Here is an 11,538-nt window from a genome sequence, read left to right as displayed (position 1 = left end):
TTGGTGTGGTTCTTTAGGCGAGCGGCAGGAAACAATTCCACTGCGCTCGGTACGTTTCATCTGCCGCTCGCCTTAGAGCGTAGTTTCGTGCCCCGTTGTGTTCCCTTTGGTGACCTCGATCCATTCATGCGGATAGCCATAGTGGAAAGGAACGACATCACATAAGCGTTGGTAGTGCTCTTGGGAGAGATTCCAGTCACCCACCGCAAGGCCTTCGTCAATCTGTTCCAGACGTCGTGATCCGACAATCACACTCGTGACGCGGATGTCGTATAACAACCATGCCAACGCGACTTGCGCTGGCGTTCGTTGGACTTCACGTGCGACCTTTTTGAGCTCTTCAATAATCTTAAAACTGTTGTCGTTCCAATAACGTGGTACGTCGATGGCTGCGCGAATGCCGATACGAGAGTCTGCTTCCGGCGGCTTGGACGTGTCGTATTTTCCAGTGAGCAAGCCACTGGCCAAGGGGCTCCAGCACATCATGCCCAAGCCCTGGTCTTCGCAAGCAGGCAAGATTTCACGCTGCACGTCCCGTCGAAGTACGTTGTATAAATGTTGAGCCGAGATCAAGGCGGTCCAACCGTGTTGCTTAGCAACTGCATTGGCCTTCACAATCTGCCAAGCGTAGAAATTACTGCAACCGATGTATCGAACTTTGCCACTACGAACAAGATCGTCCATCGCACGCAGTGTTTCGTCTATCGGCGTATGCGGGTCTGGGCCATGCAACTGGTACAGATCAATGTAGTCGGTCTTCAGTCGGCGCAGACTATTGTGGCAAGCTTCCATAATGTGCTTACGTGAAAGTCCTTTAGCGTTGGGTGAAGCCCCCATACGAAACCAGCACTTGGTCGCAATGACCAAATCATCACGACTGCGATTGGTGATGGCCGCTGCCACATACTCTTCGGATACACCGCTGCTATACATGTCCGCTGTGTCGATAAAGTTACCGCCTTGGTCGATAAACTTCTGCGTGATTTGGATGGAGGTTGCTTTATCACATCCCCAATCCTTCATTCCAAAAGTCATCGTGCCCAGACAGACCCGAGATACTAGCAGACCTGAGCGGCCCAGATATCGATACTTCATAAGCGATTTGTTTAACCTTTAATGTCAAAGCACCAAACACTGCCGACATCGCGGATAATCAATTTGCCATCGACAATGATGGGGTGAGTCCATGCTTTGGCTTGACCGCGGTCCGGTGCATTGGGAGGGGTAAATCGAGCGAGTTCTTGATACGCTTTGGGATTGGCCGCGATCATCGCGATTCTGTTGTCTTCGCCGTGCAAGTAAAGCTTGCCGTCTGCGTAAGCGATTGAGCTAGCTCCGATGCTGCGGTCCTGCCACATCCGCTTGCCGGTGGCGTACTCGATGCAGATTAAGGTGCTTCCGGAAGCACCGTATAAGTAACCATCAACGAGCACTGCGCCGCCCATTCCCGTCGGCATGGATTTGTTGAAGTAGACTTCCTTTGGTTCTGAAGGACCGCCAGAAACTTCAGCCAAGCCACCGCCGACTCGGCTGGCTCCAGTGTAAACAAAGCGTCCTTCAACAATCGGAGTTTGCACATTGGCTGCTTCGTCGGCGGTCTTGGTGTAGCGCCACAGCAGTTGGCCAGTAGCGGCATCTAAACCAGCAACTCCTTTGGCCAAAAACATGACGTATTGCTTGACACCTTCGATCTCCGCTGCGACAGGCGATGAATAACTGGCGTCGTCGCCTTCGCTGATTGCCGCTTTCCAAATCAAAGCGCCATTAGATTTATTTAAAGCGACCACCGTAGCGGATTTACCACCAGGAGTGCAAATGATTCGATCTCCATCGACCAACGGAGATTCGGTATATGCCCAAGCTCCAGGGCTACCACTGAATTGCTGTTGGATATTGACGCTCCATTTGAGTTCGCCGGAACTCGCTTCCAAACAAACCAAATCGCCACTTGAGCCTAATGCAAATAGTTCGCCATCGACAATCGAGGGAGTCGAGCGACTGCCAGGATATTGCGGACCTTTGTTAATACCGACTGCACCAATCTTGCGACGCCAATGAATTGAACCATCGGCAAGCGTCAGGCAGATCAGTTCTTCAAACTCATTTCCTTGGTTCGATATGAGATAGACCAGGCCATTGGCGGATGCTGGAGTTGAATAGCCACTCCCAAGATCGTTCGTTTGCCACAACAGCTTCGGACCAGCAGCAGGCCAAGCATCCAGGAGACCGGTTTCAGCAGATTTGCCATCGCGCTGATTGCCACGCCACTGCGTCCAGTCATCGGACCAAAGCGAAGAACTGAGAACCGACAGACAGATCGCGGCAATTAGTGGAGTTGAAATTTTCATATGAGGGACCCAATAAAGATAATGAAATGTCGCTTTGATTGTAAACAAAATTGACTGTCGCGGTTGGGCTACGCGCCACAACGATCAGGGATGCGACTGTCTTGTAGCAGCCCATAAGCTGCGAATTCCTTGCAGTGACTCGGAAAAAGCGCCAAAACCAAATCGCGTTAATTTCTCCTTAGATGCTCTTAAAGATAGCGAAAGTCGCACTGAAGGGCTCCTCGCCCGCAGAATCGGAATGATCGCTACTGCTGCTGCTGATCGGTTGAAATCCGCGCAGCTTCCAGAAAGACATGGAGGAAACCCAAGGGAAAGAAACTTATGGATTTCAATGGTGAAGCGCAAGAGCGCGTCACAAATCATGCCTTTATCCGATTGCTCTCGCCATGCAAAAGACGCCAAACAATCGCCGGATCCTTCTTGTTGATGACAACGAATCAATTCACAAAGATTATCAGAAAGTGCTTGGCGGAGAACGCGGGAACGCGGAACTTGACGCGCTTGCTTCAGAGTTCTTTGGCGATGATTCCGCGGAAACAGAAGAGTCTCCGACCTATGAGCTATTCTCGGCTTACCAAGGACAGGAAGCGCTCGCGATGGTCCAGAATGCTATTGATCGCGAGCAGCCCTTCGCACTTGCATTTGTCGATATGCGTATGCCGCCAGGATGGGATGGGCTAGAAACCATTGAACGGTTATGGAAAGCAGATCCTCATCTGCATGTTGTGATATGCACCGCATTCTCTGACTACTCATGGCACGAGGTGGTAGGCCGGCTTGGCAACAACGATCGATGGTTAGTGCTTAAAAAGCCGTTTGACAATGCTGAAGTGTGCCAGCTTGCTGCTGCATTAGTAGAGAAACGTCGCTTGGCAGACCAGCTAGGCGAGAAGATATCGGCCTTGGAGTATGAAGTCACCGACTGCGCAGCGGGCATGGAAGAACGCGAACGTCGCTTGCAAGCGATCTTGAGTACAGCTCCCGATGGCATCCTCACTGTTTCTGAAAATGGCTTGATCGAAACAATCAACCAAGCCGCTTTGAAGTTATTCGCCTACAGCGACGAGGTATTGCTCAGCGGCTCGGTCCTCAAGCTAATCGAAACGCCTCGACAAACTGCACCGACAACGCTGGAAAATCTGTTGGGCGGCCAAGGGTCGAGCTATCCATTGTCGATGGACCTTCTAGGCGTACGGAGTGATGGTTCGCAATTTCCAATGCATTGGACGATTGGCGAGGTGCAAGTCGATGGCAATCGAAGCTTTACCATTATCGTGCGCGACGAAACCGAGCGAGAACGCATGCGCTGCGATTTGACTCAAGCGCAAAAGCTAGAGGCAGTTGGACAATTAGCAGCCGGTGTTGCCCACGAGATCAATACCCCAACGCAGTACGTTGCAGACAATCTACGATTCTTGGAAAGCAGTTTCGCAGATCTTCAGAAAATCCAATCATCATTGTTGGAATTGTTGGTTGGTTGCGAGCTTAAATCAGATCTTCTACCACAAACTGCGGTTATCAGAGAACTGATTGATTCGTTGGATGTTGAGTATCTCGAAGAGGAGATTCCCAAGACTCTAACGCAGACGTTATCTGGCGTAGAACGCATTGCGAAAATTGTGAATGCGATGAAGCAGTTTTCTCATCCTGGTACCGAGGAGAAGCAACTGACGGATATCCACCAAGCGATCGAGTCAACCATGATTGTTGCGCAGAACGAATGGAAGTACGTCGCCACGATTGAGACCAGCTTTGATCCGAACATTGAATCAGTGCCTTGCCTGCTTGCGGATCTCAATCAAGTATTCGTCAACTTGATAATCAATGCATCTCACGCAATTGCAGAGACAGCGGAAGTCAAATCGGGTGGCAAAGGAAGAATTCGAATCGAAACGAAACTGCGGACAGATGACGTCTGGATCACCATAAAGGACTCTGGGGCCGGGATACCAGCATCGATTCAAAATCGGGTCTTTGATCCTTTCTTTACAACCAAGCCGGTTGGTAAAGGCACTGGCCAGGGTTTGGCGATCGCACGGTCAGTTATTGTAGACAAGCATCAAGGGAATATTTGGTTTGAATCCAATCCCGACGATGGCACGACATTCTTCATTTCACTGCCGTTGAGGAAGACGATCCCTGCCGATCAGAATGCGCAAGGCGGATTCGAAGAAACACGACTGCAGGAGGTTTCCCATGAATAACTCGGAATGCGTTCTATTCGTGGATGATGAACCATTGTTGTTGGACGGAAACAAACGGACGCTGCGAAAAACATTTCAGGTGGATACGGCTAATAGTGGTGCGGAAGCCCTGCAGTTGATAGAGAAGAAGGGCCCGTATGGGGTCGTCGTCTCAGACATGCAGATGCCCAATATGAATGGTCTTGAGTTCTTGGCGAAGGTTCGCAAGGTAGCCAAGGATTCTGTCCGCGTAATGCTTACAGGGAATGCTGACCAGCGGACGGCTGTCAGTGCGGTTAATGAGGGCTCCATTTTTCGATTTGTGAACAAGCCAGTAGATACCGATCAGCTTACGAAAGTGCTGAATGAGTCGCTGCGCTACCACCAAATGCTTGTTAGCGAGAAGGAACTGCTGAGTAGTACGCTGGCCGCTAGCGTCGGTGTGATGTCGGATGTCTTGAGTATCGTTCGGCCAGATGTCTTTGGACGCACGAGTAATGCTCGTCAGTTAGTTGGTCAGTTCTGTGATCGGCTGACGCCAGAGCATCGATGGGAGATTGAGCTTGCAGCCTGCCTTTGTCAGCTTGGCTTTATCGCTACACCAAGTTCGTTGGTTGAGCAGTACTTGTCAGGGGATATTGATCTGAACTCGGCCCCCGACGCATTTTATCAGCATGCGGAGACGGGCAGTCGCTTAGTAGCACGAATCCCACGCCTAAATCGTGTCAGTGAGATCATTCGCTTACAACATAAAAGTTATGACGGTTCGGGCTATACGAGCGATGGTCCCGTGGGCGACAAGATTCCCATTGGGGCTCGGATCCTAAAGATCGCGTTTGATTTCGATCTTGCATGTCATCATTTTGGGAATCAAGCTTCCGCCTTAGAAAGGATTCAGACTTCTGCCAATTTGTATGACCCCGCCTTGGTTCGCTACCTGGCTGAGATATTTAACTTGAGAATTCAGCATGCCGTAGTCGGCGTTCGCGAACTGCGAACGGGCATGATTCTGGATGCAGATGTCACAAGTTCTCATGGCGATATCTTGATCCCGGCGGGTCGCATTTTGAATCATGCCCTGATCGAAAAACTGCTGGGCTTCTCACGAGGACGCGGCGTTCGCGAGCCAATTTCCGTCCGCTACCATGAGAGTATGAATCTCTAGAGGGTTTTGTAAATGACAAAAGAAAGTCAAGCTGTTCAACAGTCGGAAGTTATCAATTTGCTGAACCGCTTTTATCGGCAGTCGGTGAGTCCGAGGCAAACGCGTCTGATTACCTTACTGCTATCAACCTGCGGCGTGATACTTTGTCTTCAATGGTTGGGTGCCACGTTATCCATTTCTAGCCACAGCATAAACCATGTTTTCGTGGCGTTAGCTGTTGCCGCTTCGGCCGCCGTTGGCGGGATGCTTGCACGAAGGCTCCCATTCCAAATCGGCGCTTTGGGGGCTTTTGTGATCGCGACGCCTGTTTCACTGAACTGCTATTCGAATAGTTTACTCATCCCGGCGTTGCAGTATTACGTCGTTGTCATGGCGCTGTCTCAGTTTAGTTCTCCGTTGCAACTGAAGTGGATTATCCGCGGCGTCTTCCTTGGCCTGCTAGCATTGTTTGTGATGCAGGCCTTCTCCCATGGCAAAGCGGTCGGGTACGGTAATGTCGCAGTTCTCCTCATCGCTATTTTAGGCTATGTCACCATCTATCGAACGAGTCTTGGCAGAAACAACTTAGTCAAAAAGTTGTTTGCATCAAGGCGCAGACGGCATGCGGAACATGCTGCGGTAGAAGCGTACATTCGGGAGCGAACCGACGAACTTGAAATGACTCAGGAATGGTTAGAAAGGGTACTTGACGAACAAAAACGCAATCAGAAAGAGCGCGAAGTGCTTTACAGTGAACTGGCTTCGGTTTCTCGCTTTGCCGGAATGGCGGAAGTCGCGACAGGAGTATTGCACAACGTGGGTAACATCTTAAACAGCGTGAAGATATCCGCTCAAGTGATCGGTGATCGATTGAAGAACGATCGTGCTCAAACCATCACGAAGATATCAGATTTGCTGCTTGCCCAGTCTGACTTGCCCGCCTTCTTTGCCGCAGATCCTCGCGGCAAGAAACTGCCTGAGTTCTTGCAGAAGATTGCTCATACTTTGCAAGAGGACGCCACAGAGGTGCGCAGCGAATTGCAGTCGCTTCTGGAAAGCGTAGATCATATCAAGCGCATCGTCAGTATGCAGCAGAACTTCGCCTGCTCGTCCAGCTTGCATGAGCCAGTCAGGCTATGCGAACTGATCAACGACGCAATCAAGATTAACGATACGTCGCTTATGCGACACCATGTGAAATTGGAGACGAAGTTTGAACAAGTGCCAGAGATCGTGACCGATAAACACAAAGTGCTGCAAATTCTCGTGAATCTGATTAAGAATGCGAAAGAGTCGGTATGTAATGAAGGGGTAACAAAACGCGAGATACGCGTTGATCTCATCCGGCGAGACAGCCGAACTATACAGATTCACGTCACAGATACCGGAATTGGGATCGCCCAAGAGAACTTGCCAAAGATGTTTACTCATGGCTTTACCACCAAGCGTACCGGACATGGTTTTGGGTTGCACAGTGGAGCATTAGCAGCCAAGGAACTGGATGGAAGCCTTTCGGTGCACAGTGATGGCGTCGACCAAGGTGCAAGCTTTATCCTAGAGCTACCGATACAAAAACCAACAGGCGAAAGCTTTCCTAAAGCAGTTGTCGGTTCAATCGTTTCCCCAGCTCTCATCAATACTGTCTCAAATGTCTAAAACTCCCCGCTTCTCAAATGACGTGAAACCATGCAGATTCAACAAGCCATATTACCTCGGATCCTTTTCGTCGATGACGAGTTGGATGTCTTGAATTCCATTCGGCGCATGTTTCGCAAGGATGCGACGCGATGGGAATTAGATTTCGCCGCTTCGGGAAAAGAAGCAATTCAAAAGCTGGATACAACGACTTACGATATCATCGTCAGTGACATGATGATGCCGGGCATCGATGGCGCTGCTGTATTGGAGCATGCTGCACGCGTTCGACCGGAAGCGATTCGGTTGGTCTTGTCGGGCTACGCTGATCGCCAGTCTGCAGCCAAAGCGATCAACCTCGTGCACCAGTTTTTGCATAAACCCATTTCGCACGAAGCAATCCGATCGCAGTTAGAGGATGCCGTCAACTTAGTTGACAAATGCCCGTTCGATTTCGCTATTAAACGCTACATCGGGGGCTTGCGAAATCTGCCAAGTCTGCCTCACGTTTATTCTCAGCTACAGGATTGCGCCGAAAGAGAATCTTGCACGCTGAAGCAAGTTGATGAAATAATCTCTGCTGACCCGGCCCTATCTGCCAAAGTAATGCAGTTGGCAAATTCCTCGTTCTTCGGCCGAATGTACAGCGTATCGGACATCTTTAGTGCGGTACAATACTTGGGGATCGATACGATCAAGCATGTGGCACTGGCCGCTGGCGTCTTTCGCACCAATTCCGATTCGATCCGAACGCAGAATGCAATAGAGGCGATGTGGAATCATAGTCTCCAATGCGGGAAAATCGCGAACACGATTGCGGAAGGGCAGCCCCACAGCGCTGGCTGGAAGTCGGCTGCTACGACAGCGGGCATTTTGCATGACCTGGGCAAAGTTGTTCAGCTTGAATGCGACCCAGATGGCTACGAAACGTTGATTCAGTTGACAAATGCGTATCACGAACCGCTTGACATCATTGAAAAGGATCTATTTGGCTTCAATCATGCGCAACTCGGCGCGTATTTGCTCCGATTGTGGGGGCTACCTAGCCAAGTTGTCTCCGCTGTTGAACTGCATCATGACATCTCGGTGCTAACATCAGAGGCCTTCGGTCCAGTAGAAACGGTGTGCCTAGCAGATCTCATCGTCAATCAACGAGAGTTGCCTGCCGGTTCCTCTGGGGCGGCGCAGAGCGTCTACGAAAGCCTCATCTAGAGGCGATAGGATGATGCCCAAAAGCTACTGTTCGCCGGGCCGCGTCGTCTTGGTTGCCAAGCTGTTTCTGGTTCGTCGTTGGTGCTGACGGACGGATTCAATACTTTTGGTTGTTTTTTGCTATGGATCGATCCTGCGTTGCCGATGGAGGAGAAGCCGATATATTGAAATTAGTATTCGGATCGTACGCGGAAGGCAATCAACATGAAAACTATCTCTGTATCAGAGCTTCAAGACATCACGAATCGTTCCACGATTGATCTCATTGATGTGCGCACGCCGCCTGAGTTTCGAGAAGTCCATGCGCCGATAGCCAAGAATATCCCTTTGGACTCCTTGGATCCCGCCAGTGTAATGTCTGCTCGTAACGATTCGACGTCCGAACCTCTCTATGTGATTTGCAAAAGCGGATCTCGAGGCAGCATGGCATGTAAGAAGTTCATGGATGCCGGCTTCGACAATGTTGTCAATGTGGAGGGAGGCACGAGCGCATGGGTCGCAGCAGGATTCCCTGTCGTACGTGGTCAGAAATCCATATCGCTTGATCGGCAGATGCGAATGATCGCTGGCAGTTTAGTATTGATTGGAGTTCTGCTTGGCTTCACGGTCAGTCAGTATTTCTTCTTGCTTTCAGGATTTGTTGGCGCTGGGTTGTTATTCGCAGGCGTGACAGATATCTGCATGATGATTAATCTGTTGGCAAAGATGCCGTGGAATCAGAGCCAATCGGCAAGTTGCAAAACTTCGTAGAATCAAACCTTCCAGCTTGAAGCTGTCTCGCGACGCCAATGAATGATAGTTTGGCTTCAGCGAACATGGATTAATGACTTGGCTGCGATATTAAACTCTGTAGAGTCTCGACGCAGTGGTCGGCAAAGCGTGGGTCGTTGATCTCCAGATCTAAAACATCAAGGGAGATGTCCTCCCGCAGATGTTGTCTCAGAGAATCCAGCAGGGCTGCATCGGCCTGTGGGTCGTGAAAGGGCTGTCCGGGTGCAGATATAACACTGATCGCTTTGGTCGGAAAGAGAAACCGGACGGGACCCGTCGACCGATTAAGCTTGTCAGCTATGATCCGTCCCAACTGCTGACATTCCTCCGGTGTCGTTCGCATTAAGGTGATTTGCGGATTGTGTTGATAGAACAAGCGATGGCGAAACTTTTCAGGAATACTTGCTCGTTGGCCAAAGTTGACCATGTCGAGGCACCCGGGCGCGATAACCGCTGGAATGCCGACGCGAGCCGCCGCTTCCAGCCTGTTAGGACCTCCGCGTAATATTCCTCCTACCAGTTCGTCAGCCCACTCCGTAGTGGTAATGTCGAGCACACCTGATACTTGTCTCGAATCAATGAGTGCTTCCATCGTGCGTCCACCGGTGCCTGTTGCGTGGAATACCAATACCTCATAGCCCAGCAGTTCTAGTTTTTGTTTCGCTCGCTCGACGCACTGGGTGGTGTTCCCAAACATGGAAGCGACGACCAAAGGCTTAGGCTGTTCTAATGTCGGTAAATTGCTAGAGCTATTCACCATTGCAACGATTGCGGCCGCCGATTGGCGAAACACAGTCTGCGAAATGCGGTTCAGTCCGCTCACGTCCACGATGCTTGGAATCATCACGATGTCGCTGATATCGACATAGCGGGATACGTCACCGCTGGCTACCGTCGATACCATGATCTTTGGAACACCCAGGGGAAGCGCACGCATGGCAGCGGTACCGATGGCTGTTCCGCCAGTTCCCCCCATCGCGATCACACCATGAAACTTTCCTGCATCAAACAGTGTACGCAGAAAGCTTGGTAGGCTCGCGGACATCGCTTCAATCGCTTGGCCACGATCGGCAAATGAGGATTCTTTGCCGAGGATTTCATGCCTTTTAACATGCGGTGCAACGGTTGGTTCTGAAAGTGTGCCAACGTCGATCAGAAGCACTTTGTGGCCTAAATCCCGAATTTGCTCGGCCAGGAACTGATGCTCCGCACCCTTGGTGTCGAGTGTTCCGATAACTGCAATCGTCTTCATGGCAGCCTCAACGAAGTGAACTTTCGGATCTCAGCGGTTAAGGCAATCTCTGTAGGTAGACGTTCCATTGAACTGGCACCATAGAATCCATCGAGCTGCTTGCATCGTTCAAACATGTACAACGCATCATCCGGTGCTGCGATCGGCCCCCCATGGCAGAGCACAAGTACATCTTGTCGAATCGATTTGCAGGTATCGATGATGGCTTGGACCTCCGCGACGCAAGTCTCAAGCGTCTTAGCGGTTTGCGCACCAATCGTGCCACTGGTGGTTAGTCCCATATGCGCTACGATGATATCGGCTCCTGCTTTGGTCATTTGCCGTGCATCTTCCACCTGGAACACGTAGGGTGTGGTTAGCAAATCAAGTTGGCGAGCGGCCGCGATACAGTCAACTTCCAGTTGATAGCTCATGCCGGTCTCTTCCAGATTCTGGCGAAAGACTCCGTCGATCAAGCCCACCGTGGGGAAGTTCTGGATGCCTGCGAAACCCATATCTCGCAACTCTTTCAAAAAGTGATCACGCAGCATGAAAGGATCAGTGCCGTTGACACCGGCCAAGACAGGTGTCTTCTTGACAACGGTTAGAACTTCATGAGCCATCTCTTTTACGATCTCGTTAGCGTTGCCATAGGCAAGCAGGCCTGCCAAGGACCCACGACCTGCCATGCGATAGCGACCGGAGTTGTAGATTACGATCAAGTCAACGCCGCCCTCTTCCTCGCATTTTGCCGAAATGCCTGTTCCTGCGCCAGCGCCGATAATGGGCAGATTCGCTGCTCGTTTGGCTCGAAGTGTTTCTAAGATCGTTTGTCGTTTCGAAGTGGTTGTACTCATAGGGGTTGAATCAAGATCTGGAAAACAAACTCGCTCGCTTCGGAGCATGCAATCAATGACGGCCCTCGTATTAGAATCCAAGTCCTGCCAGAAGACGAGGCCTGCATTTGACATCCGCTCGGGTTATCAGAAAGGTCTGTTATGCGAGCTTGCGAAC

General features: G+C 50.7%; 9 protein-coding genes. 5 read left to right on the top strand and 4 right to left on the bottom strand.

From position 1 onward, the window contains the following. Positions 1–72 precede the first annotated feature (72 nt). Both SH302x_RS26170 and SH302x_RS26165 read right to left on the bottom strand, forming a co-directional pair. Entirely contained in the window at positions 73–1,095 is a 1,023-nt protein-coding gene (locus SH302x_RS26170; protein ID WP_479366009.1) for an aldo/keto reductase, read from the bottom strand. A gap of 11 nt (positions 1,096–1,106) precedes the next feature. Further along, a complete protein-coding gene (locus tag SH302x_RS26165; RefSeq protein ID WP_479366008.1) occupies positions 1,107–2,348 on the bottom strand; it encodes a PQQ-binding-like beta-propeller repeat protein in 1,242 nt (413 codons plus the stop codon). A gap of 386 nt (positions 2,349–2,734) precedes the next feature. Between SH302x_RS26165 and SH302x_RS26160 the strand changes: the two genes are divergently transcribed. The 5 genes from SH302x_RS26160 to SH302x_RS26140 all read left to right on the top strand — a co-directional run bounded on the left by SH302x_RS26160 (position 2,735) and on the right by SH302x_RS26140 (position 9,272). Then, positions 2,735–4,552, top strand: a complete 1,818-nt coding sequence (locus tag SH302x_RS26160) for an ATP-binding protein (protein ID WP_479366006.1) — start codon at positions 2,735–2,737, stop codon at positions 4,550–4,552. Next, complete coding sequence (locus SH302x_RS26155; RefSeq protein ID WP_479366005.1) at positions 4,545–5,696, top strand: HD domain-containing phosphohydrolase; 1,152 nt, start codon at positions 4,545–4,547, stop codon at positions 5,694–5,696. The genes SH302x_RS26160 and SH302x_RS26155 overlap by 8 nt, the downstream gene beginning before the upstream one ends. 12 nt (positions 5,697–5,708) lie before the next feature. Beyond that, positions 5,709–7,331 carry a sensor histidine kinase gene (locus tag SH302x_RS26150; protein ID WP_479366003.1) on the top strand — a complete coding sequence of 541 codons (1,623 nt, stop codon included), beginning with the start codon at positions 5,709–5,711 and terminating at the stop codon, positions 7,329–7,331. A 30-nt stretch (positions 7,332–7,361) separates the two neighbouring features. After that, the gene (locus SH302x_RS26145; RefSeq protein ID WP_479366002.1) at positions 7,362–8,522 is read left to right on the top strand and encodes a response regulator; all 1,161 of its coding nucleotides are present in this window, start codon (positions 7,362–7,364) and stop codon (positions 8,520–8,522) included. 204 nt (positions 8,523–8,726) lie between these two features. After that, on the top strand, positions 8,727–9,272 hold the full coding sequence (locus SH302x_RS26140; RefSeq protein WP_479366000.1) for a rhodanese-like domain-containing protein: 546 nt from the start codon (positions 8,727–8,729) through the stop codon (positions 9,270–9,272). A 70-nt stretch (positions 9,273–9,342) separates the two neighbouring features. Here the strand turns inward: SH302x_RS26140 and SH302x_RS26135 are convergent, their stop codons facing one another. Then, the gene (locus SH302x_RS26135; RefSeq protein ID WP_479365998.1) at positions 9,343–10,545 is read right to left on the bottom strand and encodes a Tm-1-like ATP-binding domain-containing protein; all 1,203 of its coding nucleotides are present in this window, start codon (positions 10,543–10,545) and stop codon (positions 9,343–9,345) included. Then, positions 10,542–11,381 carry a phosphoenolpyruvate hydrolase family protein gene (locus tag SH302x_RS26130; RefSeq protein ID WP_479365996.1) on the bottom strand — a complete coding sequence of 280 codons (840 nt, stop codon included), beginning with the start codon at positions 11,379–11,381 and terminating at the stop codon, positions 10,542–10,544. The genes SH302x_RS26135 and SH302x_RS26130 overlap by 4 nt, the downstream gene beginning before the upstream one ends. Positions 11,382–11,538: the final 157 nt, after the last annotated feature.

The organism is Njordella calcicola, from assembly GCF_056494125.1.
This window is presented reverse-complemented; position numbering and strand designations above follow the sequence as displayed.

Bases quoted from the DNA above. Each gene is read 5' to 3' on its own strand.
- SH302x_RS26170 (WP_479366009.1), bottom strand. From the start codon at position 1,095: ATGAAGTATCGATATCTGGGCCGCTCAGGTCTGCTAGTATCTCGGGTC.
- SH302x_RS26165 (WP_479366008.1), bottom strand. From the start codon at position 2,348: ATGAAAATTTCAACTCCACTAATTGCCGCGATCTGTCTGTCGGTTCTC.
- SH302x_RS26160 (WP_479366006.1), top strand. From the start codon at position 2,735: ATGCAAAAGACGCCAAACAATCGCCGGATCCTTCTTGTTGATGACAAC.
- SH302x_RS26155 (WP_479366005.1), top strand. From the start codon at position 4,545: ATGAATAACTCGGAATGCGTTCTATTCGTGGATGATGAACCATTGTTG.
- SH302x_RS26150 (WP_479366003.1), top strand. From the start codon at position 5,709: ATGACAAAAGAAAGTCAAGCTGTTCAACAGTCGGAAGTTATCAATTTG.
- SH302x_RS26145 (WP_479366002.1), top strand. From the start codon at position 7,362: ATGCAGATTCAACAAGCCATATTACCTCGGATCCTTTTCGTCGATGAC.
- SH302x_RS26140 (WP_479366000.1), top strand. From the start codon at position 8,727: ATGAAAACTATCTCTGTATCAGAGCTTCAAGACATCACGAATCGTTCC.
- SH302x_RS26135 (WP_479365998.1), bottom strand. From the start codon at position 10,545: ATGAAGACGATTGCAGTTATCGGAACACTCGACACCAAGGGTGCGGAG.
- SH302x_RS26130 (WP_479365996.1), bottom strand. From the start codon at position 11,381: ATGAGTACAACCACTTCGAAACGACAAACGATCTTAGAAACACTTCGA.